Source organism: Methylomonas sp. BG-2, from assembly GCF_057766305.1.
Window position 1 is genome coordinate 1 of sequence record NZ_JBYMAP010000027.1, and the last position, 19,547, is coordinate 19,547.

Genomic DNA, 19,547 nt, shown 5'->3' on the forward strand with positions numbered 1-19,547 from the left:
GTAACTTACCAACGCATCCCATGTTTCATGGGATGCACCTCTATCGACGGCCTCGAGGAACGGTTCGATGAGCCCAATGGAACATGCCGAACAGACTAGTTCAACGGCCGGTGCCGAGACCGAATCGGCCGGCGAGACCCAGCCCTTCAAGATCCGTCGAGTCAAACCCCCTTTTTGCGATCCCGGTTACCACCATCCGGATGTCGCTTGCCCGGTGTGCGGTACGGGCCACTACGCCGACGACGCTGCCGACCGTTCAATCATTCAGGAAGCACCATGAGTCATTATCGCGTCGGAACGATCGAATTCACCGAGGACCACGCCCACCTCCAGACGATCTTGAAACAGGCCTACGCCAACCAACAACGGCCGTTGTGTTTATGCACCGCTCAGGGTGTCGAGCTGTATATTGCCTTTGCCTACGACCGCTATTGGCTGAAACGGATGCCTAATTCCGGCGAGCGGCATCATCCGGGCTGTGATTCTTACGAACCGCCGGCGGAATTGTCCGGTCTTGGCCAGGTATACGGATCGGCTATTAAGGACAATCTCGAGACCGGCATCACCCAATTGAAATTCGATTTTCGTTTGGCGCCGGGTAAAAGCCGAACGCCGGTCGCGCCTGTCGAGGGCGAGGAAGCGACTAAGCCGACCAGCATCAAGGCGTCCGAGGCCAAGCTCGGCCTGCGTGGTTTGCTGCATTATCTATGGGAACAAAGCGGTTGGCAGCGCTGGACGCCGGCGGCGGAATCCCGGCGCAATTGGTATGGGCTGCGCAAAGCCCTACTCGAAGCCTGTGCCGGCAAAGTCGCCAAAGCGACGGCCTTGGATCGGTTGGTGTTTATCCCGGAAACCTTCAGCCTGGACAAAAAGGACGAGATCAACGCCCGAATCGCCAAGGACTTGGCGTATCCGGACAACCTCAACCGCTTTCGTGTGCTGATCGGCGAACTCAAGGAGGTCAAGCCGGCCCGATTCGGGCAAAAGCTCATCATCAAACACCTGCCGGAGTACTCGTTCTATCTGAACGATCAGACCTACAAGCGCGTACTCAAGCAGTTCGATACGGAATGGTTGTTGTGGCGGGGTAATGAGACCTGCCGTCTGATGGTCATTGCTACGTTCTCGATTCGGCTGGGTGGCTATCCGGAAATCGACCAGCTCAGTCTGATGAATGTTTCTTCGCAGTGGATTCCGTTCGAGACGGCCGAGGAACTGGCTTTGATTGACTATTTGGTGGCTCACGGCCGTTCATTTTCAAAATGCCTGCGCTACAACCTGGCCAGATCAAAATCGCTGGCGGCGGCGGTGCTGGTGGATACCGACACGCCTAGCGCGGTCTACGTGGTCGATACCGCTGCCCACGAAGAATCAACCGCCGCGCTGCGTGACATCATCGCCGAGAGCCGAACCCCGTCGCTGATCTGGGATCCCCTGCAACCGGCCTTGTGCGAGGTATGAGGACCGACACGATCATCGGCGTGGTAACGCTGCATTCCGCGCCGGACGATGGCGGATGGTTTTGTGTCGGCAACTTCCAACCTGTGCGGGTGACCGCCGGCGTAAAAGCCTGGATCGAAACGACCGACTTAACCGGACTATTGGCGGCGGTGGTGTCTGATCTGTTACCCCTCTCCGCACGGTATCCCTGGCTTAGAATCGAGTTGGTTTGCGGCGCCGGAGTAGCGCAATGGTCGGTGACCGACGGTGACGGCGGAGCGGTGATGGAAACCGCCGTGGCGTGCTCTGCTCCGAACGTCGAGTCCAGGGTGTTTTATTGGGTGGATCGGATTCTTATGGTGGCCGACGAGTATTAAGATAGCAACCTGAGTCCGGGATGGAACAGTGTGGATTCCGATCAAAGCTGCCACTGATTCCAACTTCAAAACCACCATCACTTCCGAAAACTCAAACAGATTTTGAACGCCTGGGTACGGCCAACTGCAGCCGTTCAGGCTTCCCGGAAGCTGACGTTCAAACAAGGCCAAGCAGACTTTAGCGGGCGGTAGAACTGGGTTGTTGGGGCCGGTGTTTTGTTTGACATGGCATTGCTTCCCACACGCTGGATTATAGAGAGGAGGTTTACTTGTCTATCTATGGAATTGCGGCGGGTTGGCAAAGGATTTTGAAATATTGGCTCAGTCTGCTAAGAATATGGTCAGTATAGCGATGATTCAAATCACTTCGGTAAAATGTGTGTAAATTTTAACCTAAGGAACCGCTGATTAATTCGTTATCTAGAATTTCAGTGCCTAAAAATCAATGGGTTGCACATCGATCTTTCTTGAAAAACAGCATTAATCAGAGGTTCCCTAACAATTTCTTAAGTTTGAGTTTTAAGAAACTAACGAATGACCGAAGCCAAGTTGTTTAGCTTCCGTCATACAAAGTTTCTCCCGCCGCAAAAACACGATGCAGTTGAATGTAGGCATTTAGCGCCGATTGTGCGGCATCCAATTTTTCCTGCTTGGCTGACAGCAACCTTTCTTGGACTAAGAGCTGTTCTAACAAATCAATCAACCCTTCCCTTTGTTGAACATTGGCGAGCTTGGCGGCTTGTTCTGCCTGAGTGGCAGAGTTGGCGGCTAGCGCCAGTCGTGCTTGCTGTTGTGCCAAGGCATTGAGGTTTGCCTCCGATTCCTCATAGGCATTAATCACGGTTTGGCGGTAGCGTGCTGTCTCAGCTACCAGGCCCGCGTAACGCGCATCCACCTTGGCAAAGCGCTGGCCCCAATCGAAGAGCGGGACGGTCAATGATGGCCCGAAATTGCCGACGCCGCCTGCGCCAGGCACCAGGGAAACCCCCACGAGATTGGCGTTGAGGGCAATACTGCCTTCTAGCGTCAACCGTGGGAATACGTCCGCTTTTGCGACGCCAAGCTCTGCCGATTGCCTAAGCACAGCGGCTTCGGCGCGGCGTACATCCGGGCGCAAACGGAGTAAATTGGCAGGCGTTATATTAATGTTGACAGTAGGCGGGGCAGGTAAATTATCGGGCTTATCCAACCTTGCATCCATTGTGGTTTGCCCCAACAGCGCCATCAAGCGTAGCTTGGCACGGGCTTCATCTTCTAGTGTTTGTGGCAGTTGCGCCTTGGTCTGCGTTGCAGACTGCTCGGCGCGCGCCAAATCAAACGCGCTGGCAAGCTCATTAATAAGCCTTACTTTGGTCAACTTTACGAGCTGATCCTGAATATCAGTAATCCATTTGATGAGTTGCTGGCGTTGCTGCGCGGTTCGTAACTGGATGTAAGCGCTGGCAATTTCTGCACGTAAGATAAGCTGGGCGGCCTTGATGTCTTCTTCGGCCAAGGCAACATTTGCCTTGGCCCCGTCCACCACCGATTGATAACGGCCAAACAGCGGCACTTCCCAGCTGGCTTTGGCGGCCAGTGTGTAAGTCCCTGAGGTCCGTCCTTGTTGTGTCGTGCTTGGGTTGATGTTGGTTTCCTTACGCCCAAGGCGATGATTAATATCAGCACTTGCCTGACCATCAAGCCGTGGCAACAGCGTGCTGGTATCAATTGTTTGAGTCGCTTCCGCTTCAACCAGCCGCGCTTTGAGCTCGGCTAGTCCAAGATTCTGATGTTCAGCCTTGGCAATCAAGTCGGCAAGCAGGGGATCATGCAACGCAGCCAACCAACTTTGAGATTTTTGCGGTGGCTGTGTCGCTTGTAAGCCATAGATAAATTTGTCCGGCACGGATTTATCAGGCACAGGCAGTGACTTATGGAGTAAAGAACAACCCGTAAGTGCTACTGAAATAATGATGGGGGTCAGTAAACGCATAACAATGTCCAACTGTTGTGGGTAGTGAAGTTATGCATACTTATACCACAAACTTATCGCAAATAATTAGTTAATTAATGTTTATCATTAAATATTTATTGAAATCCTAATTTTTTACCGTTATAGTATTGATACTAAGGAGCATGACCATGCTGAAACCTCAAGAACTAAAGCTATTTGCACGATTGGACCTGTTCTGCCGCATCTTGTGGGTGCTGTTTCCCATCACCCTTTGCTATGGGCTTTATTGGGTGTTTGAGTTTGGTTACTTCACCGAGACCGGCGACGAATGCAGCGCGCATCCAATTAAAGAATTCTCGCTGCCCGGTAAAGTTCTCGCAAGTATTTACCTGGGCATCAACATCGTGCTTTATGCGCTGCTGTTGGCGTTTATCCACCATTTGATCCGCAAATTCCGCCAAGGCGAGATGTTTGTCGAGAGTACGCTCGAGATCATGAAAAGTATTGCTTTTGTGCTGATGGCCTGGCCTTTCATTGAGATTACGCTGTACAACCTCGTCGCTTACAGCCTGAATAAAATCGGCGATCTCAAAGACTGGGACCCTTCTTTCTATCTCGAACTGGTCTTACTGGCGCTGGGCGGGGTGATACTTGCGCTGAGACTGGTGATTGCTTACGCCATCAAATTGCACAAAGACGCAGAGATGACCGTGTAAGGGGGCGATGATGACCATTATCGTCAATTTAGATGTCATGCTCGCCAAACGCAAAATGCGCCTGAACGAATTATCGGAGCGCACCAACATTTCAATTCAAAACCTCTCGATTCTAAAAACCGGCAAAGCCCGTGCGATCAGGTTCACCACGCTTAACTGTATCTGCGAAGCCTTAGAATGCCAGCCGGGCGATATTTTGGAATATAACCCAGGCCCACAAGGTGAGGATGAAGATGGCTAAAGTCTCGCTGGCGCGCGCTTCCTTGCAATATGAATGGCGGCGCTATTTGCCTGCCATTTTCGCCGTGGCGTTCTCTGGGTTGCTGGTGTTGGTGCAGGCGGCGCTGATGATCGGTATGTTCGCTACTACCGCCGTGTACATAGACAAAACAGGGGCGGATTTGTGGGTGGGCTTTCCTGGCACAATGTCCATCGACCAAGGCCAGCCTGTGAGCGATGATGTCGAGGCGTTTTTGCACATGCACCCAGAAGTTAAGCAGGTCGAAGCGTTCCAATGGGGGCAGGGTCAGTGGCGGCAACCGGGGCATGGCAAGGTTGCTGTGTTCCTGATCGGTGTCCTCACCCATGCCGATTCCTTGGTCATGCGGGAGGTATTAACGCCAGAGGCAAAAAAATTGCTCAACGAACCCAACAGCATCCTGATTGATGAAGCAGATCAAGAGAAGTTGAATGCAACCGTCGGTGATTATGCAGAAATTAACGGAAACCGGGTCAAAATTGTAGCGCTTACCCAAGGCCTTAAAGCCTTGGGCGGAGTCAATGTCGTTGCTTCCATAACCACCGTGCGCAACCTGGATGCCAGCTTGAAAAGCAGCGATGAAGTCGCCTATTTTGTGGTTAAGCTGAAAAACCCTGCATACGCTGAAATCGTCCGCGATCAACTGAAGCCCACCGGCTCCCTCAAGCGCTATGAGATATGGACAAAAGATGAATTCTCGATGATGAGTACATTATTCTGGCTGTTTGAATCCGGCGCGGGCATTGGTTTTTTATTTTCCACTATCATTGCCATGGTTGTCGGTACGGTCATTACTAGCCAAACATTAATGGCCGCTGTTGCCGCCGCCATCAAGGAATACGCAACGCTCAGAGCGCTTGGCGTGGTGTTTGTCAAGCTCAAGTTCGTGGTGCTTGAGCAATCGCTTTGGGTTGGGGTTGTTGGCCTGATCATTTCGTTTGTGTTGAGTTTCTCGCTCATTTGGCTCGCGCAGGTAAATTACGTGCCGGTTGGCTTGAATTTCTCGTTGGTACTGTTGGTCGCTATTTCAGTGATGGCAGTGGCGCTGTTTTCTGGCTTGCTTGCACTTAGGCAACTCAAAAAGGCTGATCCGGCGGCTCTGCTCAGATAATATGCAAAAGCAAGCTTCTATTATCGCTAAAGATTTAGCCAAGTCTTTTACCACTGGCAGCATCACGATTGCCGTCCTGAAAGGTTTGTCGATTGAAATTTATCCGGGTGAAATGACGCTTATCATTGGCCCTTCCGGTTGCGGTAAAAGTACGTTGCTGGCGCTACTGTCCGGTTTGAATCGGCAAGACCGTGGGGATATAAGTGTACTAGGGCAACGTCTTTCGGTGCTTGATGATGATGGCATGGATGATTTCCGCTTGCAAAATGCCGGGTTTATTTTTCAGGGCTTCAACCTATTCCCTTCACTGTCTGCACTGGAACAAGTGATTTTGCCGTTGCAATATTTGGGCTTGGACGAACACACCGCCGAACAAAAAGCGAAAGAGGCGCTTAGCCATGTCGGGCTTGCGCCACGGATGCACCTGCGTCCAGCGGAATTATCTGGCGGGGAGAAACAGCGCGTTGCCATTGCACGGGTGCTTGCAAAGGAGCCCAAGATTTTATTCGCCGATGAACCGACTTCTGCGCTCGATAAAGTCAGCGGGCAGAATGTGGTGGATATCCTGCAACATACGGCGCACGAAAAAGGCACGACAGTCTTGTGCGTAAGCCACGACCAGCGCCTGATCGCCCATGCCGACCGCGTACTATCGATGGAAGATGGCATGATTCATTCCGACACACATCCTGATAAAGATATGGCGGCAAGATTCAAATCCATGGAACACGCGTATGATCACTAAGAAGAGACTGTTTTTTTTCGGTTTGCTGGTGTTGGTTGCTGCGGCAATATTTTTAATGTTTGAAGAAGCCCCAGGCAATGAAGGGCAAAAGCAGGTCAAGGCTTACGATTCGGCTTATGTTGCCGTAGCCAAAGGGCGTGTCGACGTGGAGGGCGGGGTTATCAAGCTGGCCGCCCAGCGTGATGGCATTATCCAAGAAGTGTTAGTAGAAGAAGGCACCGAGGTAAAAAAAGACCAGATCCTAGCCAAGCAAGATACACGGCAAGCTGAAATTCAAGTGGAGTTGGCACGTACAGAGTTGCAACGCGCAACCGCCCAAGTCAGTCTGCTTGAAGCCCGCTATGAATTCGCCAAACGCGATCAAGTACGCTACGTTAACGCCGCCAGAGAAGGGGCCGTCTCTAAACAGATTGCCGATAATAAACGCACCGATGCCAAAAGCCAGAAAGCAGAACTGGATGCCGCCAGAGCTGCCGTGTTGGTTGCCAAGGCGCAGCTAAGGCAAGCAGAATTTGAGATTGAAGTTCGCAATATCCGTGCGCCGTTTGCTGGCCGGATTATTAGCCGTAGCGCCAAGCCTGGGGTGGGGTTGTCAACCCTTAACGTCACGGAACTGTTTCAGCTCGCACCCGCAAATGCCCGCATCGTCCGCGCAGACATTGACGAGCAGTTCATTGATGCGGTGAAGGTGGGAATGCCTTCTGAAATCATTTCTGAAACCAACCCAAATCAGAAATGGCGCGGCAAAGTAATCCGCATCGGCGAAATGTTTGGCAAGCGTAAGCAAGGCGACGACCCAAATGAGCGGCAAGATGTGCGCGTGGTCGATACCGTTATTTCGCTGGATGACAACGCCGTGCGTATCGGCCAGCGCGTGTTGGTCAAAATCGGCGCAAATAACCAACTCAACTTGGGTGCTTTGCGATTATAGCAGTTCATATTTTTTATTGATTAGCAAGATTCTTCCGCCTAATCTATTTTCTTTTGCCGAAGGCAGGCGTGTTGTGTGTGGGCTTGCGAACCCCAACAAATTAAATGCTTTTCATCCCCACACCCTTGCGGGAGTGCATCCTGACAAATCTTATGGGCTAGCCTAATGCCAAGTTACATAATGCGTGGGATTATCCGGACAAACAGCGTGGGTTCGCCTTCCGCTTCGCCCTTTGTCCGCATAATTCGCATTATATAAAATGGCACTTGCTTTGCTTGTGCGTCCGCTTAGGAGCATTAAATAATCACGTTGCCAACTACCGCTTTGGGTCGATAGCGCCAGTTCGCTGCTCTTAACGGCTGACATTTCTTGTCGGAATCTGTGACTGTTTTCAAGCAGAGCCGGTGGCTGGTTCTGGCTGGATTTCGCAAACAGACCACCCTGTGGCCAGCCGACGTTTCGATGGCCTATTCGAACAAAATTGCTTCGATTCTGGCCAAGGCTTCATCGACGACTTGTTGCGGCGCCGTTTCTTTGAGGCGCACTGTACGAGCACGCCAGTCCAACGACTTCAGTTGGTGGCAATGCACGGCACCCTGCGTGTCGGTGCCTGCGCCCGACAACGTCACCACCGTTCCGTAAGTCCGAGCGGCCGCAGCGGCGCCCTGCGAAATCGGGCAAATCATTGCCAAGCCTTGCTGGTTAAAGACCTTTCCACTCAGAACCAAGTCGAAATGCGGGCCTTTCAACTCCCGGCCGGATGACGGGTCGAACGCCAGATGCACGATGTCGCCCCGATTAGGTAGATAAGCCATCAACCGTTTTCCAGCCCGACCGTGGGTATGTCATCCCAGCCTTCAACGCGCGGGAGTCCTTCCGGCATTTCAGCCATCAGGTCAGCCAGCTTGTAACGCGGCCGAGTGGGTGCCTCGACGGTCATCTTTCGGCCCATCAGATGCAATTCCACCTGCGAACCTTCACCCAGGCCATTCTGGTCGACAAACGCCTTCGGCACTGTCATTACGAGCGAACCGCCGGCTTTGCGTAGGGTTTGGCGCATCAGAATCTCCTATGAAACACGCGTCCTATTCTAGTAGGACTGTGTGTTTTATCCAAGTAGGACACAATCCTCGCCGCATTCGTTCGTTTCAGACCATAGCATGGCCGAATGACGCGTAAAGGACGATTCGATGAGGTCCTCGTATCCCTTTGTTAATACCGGCAGTTTGGCTATTGCATATTCAATTATCCGTGCGATGTTTTTTTCGTGAAAAGCACTGACCACCTTAATTCATGCAATAGGAGAAGACCAATGGCAAGCGCAAAATCCAACGCGATCCAATTACCGAATTTAACGTATTTGCCGCTGGATAGTATTTCAATTCAAGAGGGGTTTAATCCCAGAGTTTATTTTTGCGACAACGAAATGCAGGAATTAATCGCATCGATTAAAGCCGAAGGCGTGTTGCAAGCCATTATCGTCCGACCCCAACCGGGCGGGGACACGTACTGGGTTGTGGCCGGCGAGCGGCGGTATCGGGCCGCCGTCGCGGCGGGACTGTCCGACATTCCGGCCGTGGTGCGTCACCTGGATGACAAGCAGGCACGGCTGCTGGCCACCATTGAAAACACCCAGCGAGCCGATATGAGTCCAGGGGAGGAAGCGATCGCCGCCAGACAGGTGCTGAGCGATTGCGGGGGCGATAGAGCGGAAGCATTACGGTTGTTAGGCTGGTCCGCTCAAAAGTTCGAGGGGAGGTTGCTGCTGTTACACGCCTCCGCAGAGGTCTTGAATGCCCTGACGGCACGGACGATTAAACTGGGCCATGCCGAGCTACTCAGCCAATTGCCTACCGACTTTCAAAATGCGACCTTGGCGAAATTGCTCGAGCATCACTATTCGGTGGCCGAACTGAAAGTGCGACTTAGCCAATTTGCCAGACCGTTGGCCAGCGCGATTTTCGATACCGCCGACTGTGCGGCCTGTCATCACAATTCGCGTTTGCAAGCGACGTTGTTCGATGAGCATGTTGAAGAAGGCCGATGCGCCAACCCGGATTGCTTCAACCAAAAAATTCAGGACACGGTTGAAATGCGAAAGCGCGATCTGCAAGACCGGTTCGCGGCCGTGTTCGTCGACACCGAAAAGCCGGCCCACAGCTTCACGGTCGTCATGCAATTGGGACAAACCGGGGTCGGTAAAACACAGTTGGAAACCGGTTGCCGCCAATGCAAACATTTCGGGGCGTTGCTGTCGACCAACCCCGATTCACCGGGGAAGGTCACCGAAGATTGTTGTTTTGAGCTGGAGTGCCACGCTCAAAAAGTTCAGCACTATCAGAAAAGCTTGTTACCGCCAACTTCCTCCAAGGCCAGGACAGGCGCTCAGGCGGCCAGAAACGTAGCGACCGGGGCGGGTCACCCGGACCCAAGCGATCCGGCTAAAAAGCCAGCCACCGCAACCAGTGCCGCCCCGCCGGGTAAAGTGCTCGAACACATCGAAGGTTTCTTCCGCGATACCAGCGCCCAGCACATCGGCCAACACCGGCATGCAAAGTTGTTGGTTAACAGTTTTGCCCTGTACCGACTGATACAAAGCACCTTTCCCAAGGAGGCCTTGCCGGCCGATCCCGCAACGAAGTCCGCCAGTTGGCCGATGTTCGGCAACCTACGCGACTTCATCAACGCCTTCGGTGGCTTGAGCGTTGAAGAAGCGATGGCCTTCAACGAGCGAATGCTGACGCACTTGCTGGGACAGCATGAACGGACGAATACCACAATGAGCAAAGGGTGGGCGATGGGTTCGGCCGGGGTATGCCGGTTTATGGGAATTGCGCTCCAGGAAGCCTTTATCGTGACCCGCGAGTTTCTCAGTGGCTTTACCAAAACGGGGATGGAGGGCTTGCTACGGGAAGCGGTCAATGGCAACGGGGTGTGGTTTGTCCGATATTACGAAGGCCTCAACGAGAAAAACACCTTCGCCAATCTGATGAAACAGAAAAATGGCGAGATATTGGATGAGGTATTCAGTTGCGGCTATGACTTTGCCGGATTCGTCCCGGCTTGCGTTATCCAATTCCTGGGAGAGGATAAATCCGTCGCCGTTACCAACGCCACGCACGCGGTCACGACAACCATTGATGCTTTAGGGTTGCAGGCGACCAACGATACCACTGAGCTGGACTGGTTCGATGACGACGACGAGCGCATCGCCAGCCCAGGCTACACACTCGACCCTGAATTAGAGGTTTAACCATGTTTGCACAGTTCGAAGCAATCTTGGGCGATGGGGAACGCATCGACTTCTCCATCCGCCGGCAAGGCGATCGTTTGACGGTATTAATTCAACCCTGTTTCAAGGGACCGGAACCCGCGATCGACGACCCGCAATTGGAACAGGTCAGAGCCGCACTGTCGATGCCGCTATGCGTCACCGATACCGCCGCGAATCTGGACCGGGAGTTTCCGTCCTCTTTGTTGCAATACGTGGGCGGGGTATCGGAAGGCAAAACAGCGTTGAGTCAGGCTCTATCCCGGATCAAAGAAGCCGGGAAAACGGCGACAACGTTGGTGGCGCCGAGCACGGCAGGGGAGGCCCAGCCCACCGAAGCCACCGCCGAGCCGCGCGAAAACGGCACGGCGGCGGTCGGTGCCCATCCTTCACCCGGTAGCAAAAGCTTATTTTGAGGTAAACCGATATGACCGATGCCATCGTTATCAGACCGACCCGCGTCTTTAAAATGGGCGCTATCCGACTGGAGGACCCCAACCCGACGTTAGCGCCCGCCGAAGCGGTCAAGCTTTATGAAAAAGCTTATCCGCATCTGGCCCATGCCGAGTTGGGCGAGCCGCAACTGATCGGTGAGGAATTGCACTTTCTCATCAAGACCCATGAAGTTAAGACCAAAGGCTAAGGCGGATCACCTCGCCACGTTGCGCCAGTGGGCCAGCGAAGCGGCCACGACCGACGTCAACCCGACACTGGAGCCGATGCCATGCTTTTTATTCCAACTTCGGAAACAGCACCGTGGGAAGCGCTCGGCGCTGACCCAGGTCGACGCGCGAACCTTGCCCCTGATTTGAACCCGATGTTCAGGGAAATCCGTTTGGACTTCGATTTACCCGCGCTGGCCGGCGAGATGGTCGAACAGCAATCAATCGCGTTATTCCGGCAAAACAGAGCGGTGTACAGCACGGCAATCCTATTGGCGCATGAAATGGGGGTGGTTTCGCTCGACGAGGTTGACACCGGCTTTGCTGGCGGACCGCCAGCCATCACCGAGTTATACCGGGAAAGCTTGCAGCGGATCGATGGGCAGCTTAACGCGCTCGCTCAAGCGGTGGTTGGCGAGGATGACGAGGCGTTCGAAACGATCAGCTTCGAATTCCGGGATCGCTCCCTGAGTGACGGGCGTCACCACCAGCAGGTCGATCTGGTATTGGCGGTCAATCCGCGTTTCACGCCGTTGAACTTGGTCGAGATAGCGCTGGATCTGGCGAAGGTGGTGATTGGCTGTCTTCACTATATCCAACAAGCCGGCGGAATCGGCCTCTGTACCGGCGACATTCAGCGTACCGGCGTGGGGTTCTATCTCGACGAGGAACTGACCGCACTGCAAAACGCGTTCAATGCCGGCGATACCGGCAGCGATCGGGAGTTGGCCGAGCGGTTTCTCGAAGAAGGCCGGCCGCCGTTCAACGAAATCACCGATGAGGTCGATTATTTGGAAGAGCGTATCGGCTTGCTACGGCAGATCATCGAACACAACCCCGAACAGGCCTTCGGCGACATACCCGATTTGAAAGGGATACGCCGGTTTTTTAAAGCCCATAAAACGCAAGCCGCCTATGTCGACCACCCCTGGTGGCCGTTCATTGCCGCAACCTTGGCCTTTAGTCGGTTTGTCGAAAACATTAAGCGGCGCCATCCGCCCGAGTTTTCGATCTTCGAGGCTGATTTTTTTTATAGCGATTGCGGGATTGGCATCGGTCATGCGGTGGGTTTTGGCTTCGACTGGGAGGAAGAACTCGTCGCTCAGCTGTACGAAGATATTGCCAATGCCGGCGAAACGCCGATGAGTCACATGGTGGTAGACCCGCTTGCATTAAACGCGACCGTTGAGAAACTGCGGATACTGGCTAAAGCGCGAGGTTTACTGCGGTTGGCCGAAATCATTGAACTCAAACAGCAAGATTACGATGACTGAATTTTTTGCACACTGCGTCGAACCGTCCGCCCGGATTCAACCGTGGACCGCCATCGTCATTCACGAGTTGAAACACCAGGGGGCAGACCCCTACAGAAACGGCACAAGCCAACTGATCGCCTCTGCGCACGATTTTTTTAACGATGGCGACGGCCAGCCGACCGTGGGCGCCGGCCGGTTAATGGGCCGTAACGACCTGGAAAATTTGCTTCGGGAAATCCTGAATCGCACGGCCAGGAAGGCGGAATTATTGCCCGCGTCGGTGGTGTCGGTCAGCCATACCCATATCGCCTGGACCACGCCGGCGGCGGTGCGGCCCATGTTGTTTAAACCGGTAGGCTTGTCGCCGCAAACGCTGAGGGTGCCTTGGCCGCGCTTGCTGATGGTGGCAAACAGTCATGGACAGCTCTCGGTCGCCGCGCTCGCCAGTCGCCGGCCGGTTGCCGGCCGGTTGCCGCCGGCTCGAAGCTTTACCATGCGCCGCTGATGAATGTCGATCAACAGGGTAGGGTGTGTACCGGCAATGCGCCGTTGCCGGGCTATTGCGATGGCGGCAGCTTACCGGCCTGGGAAGCGGTGATGTTCGAATCGGCCTTCACCCACGTCAATCACCCGCACAGTCTGAAAACAGGGCAGCCAAAGCGGGTGGTCGAAACCAAGGACGCCTTTGGATTCTGGTCGGACTTGGCCCGGCAACCCGTGGAGCGATTCCCGAACCGCGCACTCAATCCGCTCAAGCTGTCGGTCACGGATTTTATCAGCCGGCACGCCTAGATCGCCAACGATGATAACGGATACCTATTTAACCGATCCGCGCGACCGGATTTTATTTGGCGAAACGCCGACCTATCTGCAACCGCTGTTCGGTGACAAGCTGCCGGCGCCGGCGCTGGGCAAGCACCGCTTTGTGATGGGCCAGGAAGGCGTGGTGCTGGAAGCGGTGAATGAGGTGCTCGAGGTCAGGCTCCCGGTGGCCCGCTCGATCATCCCATTGCCCTACGGCGCGCTGGGTGAACCAGGGATTCGGCTTCGAAACGGGCCAATACCGAGACCGATATTGGAAACCATTGAGTACAAGGCCACATCGGCGGGCCCCAACGAATGGGCGGGCTGGGTGATTTGGGATGTTGTTCAGCAGCGCTACGCGCTGTTCGAGCCGGCGATCCTCAGCGTCGGATCGGGGCATGTGTCGTATCGCAATCGGATACCCAGCCACGCCGTGCTCGTTATGGACGTGCATTCGCACGGACTTCATCCCGCGTACTTCTCCGAAACCGACGATCTATCCGACCAACAAGGCTTTTACGTGGCCGGCGTGATCGGCCACTGCCAGGGGCCAAAAAGCTACGCGTCCCGAATGAACGTGAACGGACATTTCTTCGATGGCGTGGATTTCAGATCACTGTTCCAATGACAAAGGCGATGGCTTTGACCATTCGCAGGACGATTTTATGGGGTCACTATGAGTCAAACGAACTTTAATTTTTATACGCCGACGGACTGGTTGGATAAGCGCGTGAAAATCGCGTTGATCGGTATCGGCGGCACCGGATCGGAAGTGTTGACCAGTTTGGCCAGGATCGATTATGCGATCCGCGAATTAGGCCATGAAGGCTTCCATGTGACCGCGTGGGACGGCGATCGGGTCGAGCGGCCCAATATCGGCCGGCAAGCGTTTTACCCGGCCGATTTGGGCCATAACAAGGCGGTATTAACCATCCAGCGGATTAATTTTTTGTACGGCCAGGATTGGGTCGGTATCCCGGACATGTTTGGTATCGGACGCGATAAGCCGGAAGCCTTCGATCTGGTGATTACCTGCGTGGACGTGGCGCAATTTAGAGCCGATTTGAGCCAAGCGTGCCGTTCGAAATATTGCCGGACGCTTTGGTTGGATACCGGGAATGGGTCGCACACCGGGCAAGTGATATTAAGTCGTTTATCGCATCACGCCGAGAATCCCATCACGTTGCCATCCGTATTCGATTTTCACCCGGAATTGGAGGGCATGGAGGATCACAATACGCCGTCTTGCAGTATGGAAGAAGCATTAGCCAGCCAAGAATTACCGATTAACCGGGCGATCGCCAATGTGGCGATGCAATTGATTTGGGGCTTGGTCAGACAAGGTGGATTAAACTGGCAAGGAGCTTATCTTGATATTACAAAAGGCTCGCAGATACCGATTAATATCGTCTAATTCTTTCTCGGACAATGACTATGAACCGGTTTTATCGTATAGTATGATGCTCGTTTATTCCATGAATAAAGATTCTAATGTGCGATATTTATATGGAACGTCACGATGAGGCATCGAATGTCCATCGATTCTATGCCTTGACGGTTTCGCCCGGTATTTTTGACAATTGGTCGTTGGTGCGCGAGTGGGGCCGGGTGGGATCGCCGGGAACCGTGCGCTCTAACTGGTATCATTCGGAAGAGGAAGCGGTCACGGCTAAAAATGAGTTACTCAGCGCAAAACAAAAAAGAGGCTATTTATTAGTGGGAATATTTTGCTAGGCTTTTTCCGCTTTGAAAGGATTGTGGCAACATGCAATCTGTTTTTTTAACTGTTATCGATCTAAGGAAATGTAATGTCTGTGTTTGAACTTGAAAGTAAATCGGAAGCTGAATTAACCCGTCTTATTCAAAACGCGAATCAAGAACTTCAGGCGAGAATCAACGAGAAGCGTAAGGACGTGATTCGCCAAATTCGCGAGTTAGCCGACTCCATCCAGGTCACCGTGGAATTGATCGAGATTTCCGGCAAGGGTTCGATCGCCAGCAACAGTAAGGTCGCGGCCAAATACCGTAACCCGGCCAATGCCGCTCAAACCTGGACCGGTCGCGGCGTGGCGCCAAAATGGATGCAGGCATTGCTGGAGGCCGGGCGGGACAAAGCAGAGTTTGCGATATGAGATATCCGGTCAATGCGCGGTGCAATGGGTCCCGATACGCGTAAAGATCGACGTATGACCAGATGCCGCACGTTCTTGGTGTCGATCGGCGTGATCGTCTGGCTGGGTCTAAACGGTTGCGCGTCGCATATTACGCTAAAACCCGATGCCGACGATAAGGCAAAGAATTACGCGGCCTGCCGGGAACGAGCCGATAGCCTGTATGCGGTGACCCCCAGGTACCCGACCCATAGCCGCTATCCTTGGCGGACCTATTCGCCGTATACACCGGGGTTTCGGTTCAATATGGGGGATAACCTGGACGACGGCGATCTGGATGTTGCCGCCGTTGGGAAATTGCCCTGTTTTCGGCAGTCGCCGCCCGCCGGCGTCGTACTCGACGAACGCATCTGGGGGCAGATTCTGAGAGAACGCGAGTTTTTGACGACCGGCGAATATTTTCAAATGCGCGCTCTGTGCGGCGATCGGTACCAGTTTCTCGATGAATGTCCGGAATATCAAATCCGGGCTGATTTGTGCCAAGAAAAAGGCCGCAATTGCAAGCTTGACATGACCGATCTAACCGACGAAAACCGGAAAATTGCGATGAATGCCTATTTGCGGAGCTTGCTCATTAGAACCTTGCGCAAGGAAGGGCGCATCGATGATAAAGGCCACATCATTCGCGACAATAAGCCCAATTATCTTAATTGACTCGACTATTTAAAATAGCGTCACCTTAGAGTTGCCAAACTTTGGGATTGGGAAGGTATTTTCGAGCCGGTTATATTCCCTCGAAGTGGTTTAAAATTTCACCTTTCAGGGAGTTTCATGCGCACTACGCGTAGGCAGTACGGTAGCTTTGTGCATTTCCGGGGACAATAACCTTAGTGAACTCAAATCTTACTTCACAGCAACGCCAACATTCCTCCTCTCGGCGGCTGAAGCGGATGCCTATTTCGACAAGCTACTCGAAACCATGGAGACGGTTTGGAAAGAGGCGTGGACAACTTAGCTTGTTTCGACCACCGGCCATCCGTTTGCCAAGCGGTAAGCTAGCGTGAGTAGGTAGATTAGTTGTAATACGGTTTCCGCTTGCTGTCGACCTAAGGTCAACTTTTGCTGCAATGCCTCTAAGCCCAAAGCGGCAAATTGTGCGTCCAAGGCATCGAGACGGGTTGCCGAACAATGGGGGTAGTCCTGCAAGGCTTCCAACGCGCTTCGGCAGAGTTCCGCCAGTGGCGGCTCGGCGGCTTGTTCGAACGGTCGATTTTTGAAGCCGCCGATCAGGCGAGTTAGCAGGTCGAGACGGTGCTTTTCCGGCGTTTGAAAATCGAGCGACTGCCAGTGTTCCCGGTAAACGCACAGCGCTTCGAATTGATGGGAATTGTTGGCGATGATATGGCGAACGACCAGATAAAAGTCCCGGGCGTTGTTCAGGCTTTGTAAGTTCACCAGGCGTTCGGACATGCTTTCGGTATAAGGTTGCCGGATCAACAACCACTGGTTTTTATCGTTGACCAGCTGCAGCAGCAACTGCTGCCGAGTTTCATCGAAGTCGCACGAAAGGCATTGCTTGACCTTGAGCAGCGCATAGCCGTATTCGGGCAACGCGGTCAACTGCATCCAGTCTTGGGTATAAACCCATTCGAAGGTGTCCCCGGTCGGTTTGGCTTCGGTGTTTTGACTTAAACTGAGGCCGTTACGCGGGTTGTACGCCACCGTTTGCAAGCGCAGATAGCGGCCCGCCAAGTGTTGGTTGATCGGTGCGCCGGACCATAAACTACGGTTTCCCCAGGCGTCGGCAATGCTGAACCCCTGGCCTTTACCGCTACGCGCCAGACTGGCGCTGAAAAGACGCCCGTCGGCGGCCAGAAACAGCATATTCAGTCCCAACGCGCCGCTGACTGTGCGCCATTGATGGCCGCCGAGACACAAAAGATGCAGCTCCGTTTCATGTTGATCCTCCCGCTCCGCCGACGGCAAAGTCGTATCCGCCAGTGCATAGATTAACGCCAGTTGCTGCAACATCTCCGCACTCGGGTCCAAACCCTGCGCTTGGCTGCGGCGCTCCACCCATTCCTGCAAAGCCAGAGCGGCATTGCTCAAACGTTGCTCGCCGCCGCTTTTCAGCAGTGGTACCAGGCCCTCCAATTCGCTCAGGTTGGCGGGTTGCAGGTTTCTGATGCCTGTTTTCAACAGGACGCAGGCTTGCGCTTTGACAAGTCCACGTAATTGTTCGCGCTGCAGTTGGCGTTCGCTTTGCTCCTCTTGCCGCTCCTGCTCCAACCAGTCCGGCCAAGCGGGCGGCGGCTGGTAAAGCAGCGCGGCGATCAAGCGCTCCGCGGTTGCGCCGGATTCGCACAGCACCGCATCCAGCCCTTGGCCTTGGCGAATGACGGCTTTTTGTTTTGGCCAGCTGACTTCGACATGACGCTCGGCGACGCGGATTTCGGCTTGCGGCCAAGCCCCGCTTTGCCACAGCCGATAAACCTGGCGGCACGCGGCTTTACCGGCGCTATTGAATAATTGGCCGTGGTCGAAAACCGGCGGCGTAAAGCTTTGCAGGTCTTGTTGGTTGAGATAATCGATGGCCGCCGCGACGATATGCTTGCACAGACCGGTTGCCGGGCAGTTGCAAACGCTCTGTTCGATGCGCGCCGGCAAAATTTTGCCTTGCTGGCTTTCGAAATCGAATTGCCAGGCATCGCTTTCCTTGGCCGTCCATTCGACCTTGGTTTTCTCCAGAGATTTCGCTGCGCGCCGTACCAAGCCGGGACTGCTGAGAATTTCCAATTGCTCAATGCTGAACACGCTACAGCTCCATTGTCTTGGCCAGCCAATCGGCGAACACGTCCGGGCTCAACGATGCGATCTCCATGCCCAATTGCCCCAGCTTGGCGGTCGTCGCAAGGTCGTAAAAAGGCGTGGCGTCTGCCGCCATCGCGGTAATGCCGAGCATTTTGATGCCGCTTTCCAGCATCTGCGCCGCTTGTCGCAACAGTGCACTGGGCGATGCGCCTTCTTCGAAATCACTGACCGTGGCGATTACGGTGCGCCTTGGTTGCTCGGCCAATTGCTGGCAGTAGCTCCATGCCTTGGCGATATGGGTGCCGCCGCACATTTGGCTGGACAACAATACTTCCACCGGATCGTGCGCCTTGGCCGACAAATCGACGACGTTGGTGTCGAACAACACCAGCTTGAGGTCGACGCAGGGCAATCGCGCCAATATCCCGGCAATTACCGCGCTGTAAATCACCGAATCCATCATCGAGCCGCTTTGATCCAGGCATAAAATGACTCGCCACGGTAAATGCTTTTGACTACGGGAGCTGAAATAGATGGTTTGCGGCAGCAAGCACTGCCGTTGCCGATCGTAATACTTGAGATTGCGGCGTATGGTTTTGGCCCAATCCAGGTTGGCCAGCACCGGCTGCGGCGAATTTTGATGGCGATTCAATCTTCCGCTGAAGGTTTGGTTGAATTTCGGTTGAAGTTGTTGCAGCAATTCGTCGACCACGGTTTGGATGATGCGCCTGACTTCCTGCATCAACTCGGGGCTTAACTCAGCCCGTACCGCCAGCAACTGCTTCAACAACGCCATGTTGGGCGTCAAGTTGCTGAGGCAGTCCTTGTTTTTTAACAATTCCTTGATGCCGAATTCGTGTACCGCATGGCCCTGAATTTTTTCCCGCACGGTTTTCGGAAACAGGCGGTCGGCTTGGTGCAGCCAATCGACCACCTGTAGGCGGGAATCGTCCAAGGTGCCGGAAGTACGCAAGCCGCGGCGCTCCAATTGTTTTTTATACAGTTGCTCCAACACTTGGTCTTGTTGGCTCTGCTGCTTGTTTAACGGCACCGAGCCTAAATGCTTGTTGGCGAAACGACCGAGTACCAGACGCCAGCGTTGTTCGAGATTGCTTGCCAT

General features: G+C 53.9%; 25 protein-coding genes. 20 read left to right on the plus strand and 5 right to left on the minus strand.

All coding sequences use genetic code 11. The features are described from left to right. Positions 1-67: 67 nt before the first annotated feature. The 3 genes from AC3B8H_RS04185 to AC3B8H_RS04195 are packed head-to-tail and all read left to right on the plus strand — an operon-like array spanning position 68 to position 1,817. Entirely contained in the window at positions 68-280 is a 213-nt protein-coding gene (locus tag AC3B8H_RS04185; protein WP_488440363.1) for a hypothetical protein, read from the plus strand. Continuing rightward, positions 277-1,461 (plus strand): DUF1173 family protein, encoded by a 1,185-nt coding sequence (locus AC3B8H_RS04190; protein WP_488440364.1) that lies wholly within the window; start codon positions 277-279, stop codon positions 1,459-1,461. Before AC3B8H_RS04185 ends, AC3B8H_RS04190 begins: the two co-directional genes overlap by 4 nt. Then, positions 1,458-1,817 carry a hypothetical protein gene (locus AC3B8H_RS04195; RefSeq protein ID WP_488440365.1) on the plus strand — a complete coding sequence of 120 codons (360 nt, stop codon included), beginning with the start codon at positions 1,458-1,460 and terminating at the stop codon, positions 1,815-1,817. Before AC3B8H_RS04190 ends, AC3B8H_RS04195 begins: the two co-directional genes overlap by 4 nt. 553 nt (positions 1,818-2,370) lie before the next feature. Here AC3B8H_RS04195 and AC3B8H_RS04200 read toward each other — a convergent pair. Then, complete coding sequence (locus tag AC3B8H_RS04200; RefSeq protein WP_488440366.1) at positions 2,371-3,789, minus strand: efflux transporter outer membrane subunit; 1,419 nt, start codon at positions 3,787-3,789, stop codon at positions 2,371-2,373. Positions 3,790-3,938: 149 nt separating this feature from the next. Between AC3B8H_RS04200 and AC3B8H_RS04205 the strand changes: the two genes are divergently transcribed. Genes AC3B8H_RS04205 through AC3B8H_RS04225 form a run of 5 tightly spaced genes read left to right on the plus strand, consistent with a single transcriptional unit; the run spans position 3,939 to position 7,512 of the window. Then, positions 3,939-4,466 carry a DUF2975 domain-containing protein gene (locus tag AC3B8H_RS04205; protein ID WP_488440367.1) on the plus strand — a complete coding sequence of 176 codons (528 nt, stop codon included), beginning with the start codon at positions 3,939-3,941 and terminating at the stop codon, positions 4,464-4,466. A 7-nt stretch (positions 4,467-4,473) separates the two neighbouring features. Then, positions 4,474-4,707, plus strand: coding sequence for a helix-turn-helix domain-containing protein (locus AC3B8H_RS04210; RefSeq protein ID WP_488440368.1), 234 nt, complete (start codon positions 4,474-4,476; stop codon positions 4,705-4,707). Further along, positions 4,700-5,836 carry an ABC transporter permease gene (locus AC3B8H_RS04215; protein WP_488440369.1) on the plus strand — a complete coding sequence of 379 codons (1,137 nt, stop codon included), beginning with the start codon at positions 4,700-4,702 and terminating at the stop codon, positions 5,834-5,836. The genes AC3B8H_RS04210 and AC3B8H_RS04215 overlap by 8 nt, the downstream gene beginning before the upstream one ends. Position 5,837: 1 nt before the next feature. Further along, positions 5,838-6,581: an ABC transporter ATP-binding protein gene (locus AC3B8H_RS04220; RefSeq protein WP_488440370.1), complete on the plus strand. Its 744-nt coding sequence runs from the start codon at positions 5,838-5,840 to the stop codon at positions 6,579-6,581. Then, on the plus strand, positions 6,571-7,512 hold the full coding sequence (locus AC3B8H_RS04225; protein WP_488440371.1) for an HlyD family secretion protein: 942 nt from the start codon (positions 6,571-6,573) through the stop codon (positions 7,510-7,512). The genes AC3B8H_RS04220 and AC3B8H_RS04225 overlap by 11 nt, the downstream gene beginning before the upstream one ends. A gap of 467 nt (positions 7,513-7,979) precedes the next feature. Here the strand turns inward: AC3B8H_RS04225 and AC3B8H_RS04230 are convergent, their stop codons facing one another. Both AC3B8H_RS04230 and AC3B8H_RS04235 read right to left on the minus strand, forming a co-directional pair. Beyond that, the gene (locus AC3B8H_RS04230; RefSeq protein ID WP_488440372.1) at positions 7,980-8,327 is read right to left on the minus strand and encodes a type II toxin-antitoxin system PemK/MazF family toxin; all 348 of its coding nucleotides are present in this window, start codon (positions 8,325-8,327) and stop codon (positions 7,980-7,982) included. Then, complete coding sequence (locus AC3B8H_RS04235; RefSeq protein ID WP_488440373.1) at positions 8,327-8,572, minus strand: AbrB/MazE/SpoVT family DNA-binding domain-containing protein; 246 nt, start codon at positions 8,570-8,572, stop codon at positions 8,327-8,329. Before AC3B8H_RS04235 ends, AC3B8H_RS04230 begins: the two co-directional genes overlap by 1 nt. Before the next feature lie 252 nt (positions 8,573-8,824). Here AC3B8H_RS04235 and AC3B8H_RS04240 point away from each other — a divergent pair, with 252 nt between their 5' ends. From AC3B8H_RS04240 to AC3B8H_RS04295, 12 genes are all read left to right on the plus strand, one after another. Next, complete coding sequence (locus AC3B8H_RS04240) at positions 8,825-10,765, plus strand: PRTRC system ParB family protein (RefSeq protein WP_488440374.1); 1,941 nt, start codon at positions 8,825-8,827, stop codon at positions 10,763-10,765. Positions 10,766-10,767: 2 nt separating this feature from the next. Next, positions 10,768-11,199, plus strand: coding sequence for a PRTRC system protein E (locus AC3B8H_RS04245; protein WP_488440375.1), 432 nt, complete (start codon positions 10,768-10,770; stop codon positions 11,197-11,199). Positions 11,200-11,210: 11 nt separating this feature from the next. Next, positions 11,211-11,426 carry a PRTRC system protein C gene (locus tag AC3B8H_RS04250; protein WP_488440376.1) on the plus strand — a complete coding sequence of 72 codons (216 nt, stop codon included), beginning with the start codon at positions 11,211-11,213 and terminating at the stop codon, positions 11,424-11,426. Further along, the gene (locus tag AC3B8H_RS04255; protein WP_488440377.1) at positions 11,404-11,595 is read left to right on the plus strand and encodes a hypothetical protein; all 192 of its coding nucleotides are present in this window, start codon (positions 11,404-11,406) and stop codon (positions 11,593-11,595) included. The genes AC3B8H_RS04250 and AC3B8H_RS04255 overlap by 23 nt, the downstream gene beginning before the upstream one ends. Positions 11,596-11,600: 5 nt before the next feature. After that, positions 11,601-12,719 (plus strand): hypothetical protein, encoded by a 1,119-nt coding sequence (locus AC3B8H_RS04260; RefSeq protein ID WP_488440378.1) that lies wholly within the window; start codon positions 11,601-11,603, stop codon positions 12,717-12,719. Beyond that, the gene (locus AC3B8H_RS04265; protein WP_488440379.1) at positions 12,712-13,206 is read left to right on the plus strand and encodes a hypothetical protein; all 495 of its coding nucleotides are present in this window, start codon (positions 12,712-12,714) and stop codon (positions 13,204-13,206) included. The genes AC3B8H_RS04260 and AC3B8H_RS04265 overlap by 8 nt, the downstream gene beginning before the upstream one ends. Beyond that, positions 13,206-13,493 carry a hypothetical protein gene (locus AC3B8H_RS04270; protein ID WP_488440380.1) on the plus strand — a complete coding sequence of 96 codons (288 nt, stop codon included), beginning with the start codon at positions 13,206-13,208 and terminating at the stop codon, positions 13,491-13,493. The genes AC3B8H_RS04265 and AC3B8H_RS04270 overlap by 1 nt, the downstream gene beginning before the upstream one ends. Positions 13,494-13,503: 10 nt before the next feature. Beyond that, complete coding sequence (locus AC3B8H_RS04275) at positions 13,504-14,133, plus strand: PRTRC system protein A (protein WP_488440381.1); 630 nt, start codon at positions 13,504-13,506, stop codon at positions 14,131-14,133. A 48-nt stretch (positions 14,134-14,181) separates the two neighbouring features. After that, positions 14,182-14,919 (plus strand): PRTRC system ThiF family protein, encoded by a 738-nt coding sequence (locus AC3B8H_RS04280; protein ID WP_488440382.1) that lies wholly within the window; start codon positions 14,182-14,184, stop codon positions 14,917-14,919. 92 nt (positions 14,920-15,011) lie between these two features. Beyond that, positions 15,012-15,239: a WGR domain-containing protein gene (locus tag AC3B8H_RS04285; RefSeq protein ID WP_488440383.1), complete on the plus strand. Its 228-nt coding sequence runs from the start codon at positions 15,012-15,014 to the stop codon at positions 15,237-15,239. A 74-nt stretch (positions 15,240-15,313) separates the two neighbouring features. Further along, on the plus strand, positions 15,314-15,637 hold the full coding sequence (locus AC3B8H_RS04290; protein WP_281023433.1) for an H-NS histone family protein: 324 nt from the start codon (positions 15,314-15,316) through the stop codon (positions 15,635-15,637). A gap of 54 nt (positions 15,638-15,691) precedes the next feature. Further along, the gene (locus AC3B8H_RS04295; protein WP_488440384.1) at positions 15,692-16,330 is read left to right on the plus strand and encodes a hypothetical protein; all 639 of its coding nucleotides are present in this window, start codon (positions 15,692-15,694) and stop codon (positions 16,328-16,330) included. 297 nt (positions 16,331-16,627) lie between these two features. On the opposite strand, the gene AC3B8H_RS04300 is transcribed toward AC3B8H_RS04295, so the two are convergent. Together AC3B8H_RS04300 and AC3B8H_RS04305 are read right to left on the minus strand one after the other, a co-directional pair. After that, complete coding sequence (locus AC3B8H_RS04300) at positions 16,628-18,430, minus strand: hypothetical protein (RefSeq protein ID WP_488440385.1); 1,803 nt, start codon at positions 18,428-18,430, stop codon at positions 16,628-16,630. A gap of 1 nt (position 18,431) precedes the next feature. Next, the gene (locus AC3B8H_RS04305) at positions 18,432-19,547 is read right to left on the minus strand and encodes a VWA domain-containing protein (protein ID WP_488440386.1); all 1,116 of its coding nucleotides are present in this window, start codon (positions 19,545-19,547) and stop codon (positions 18,432-18,434) included.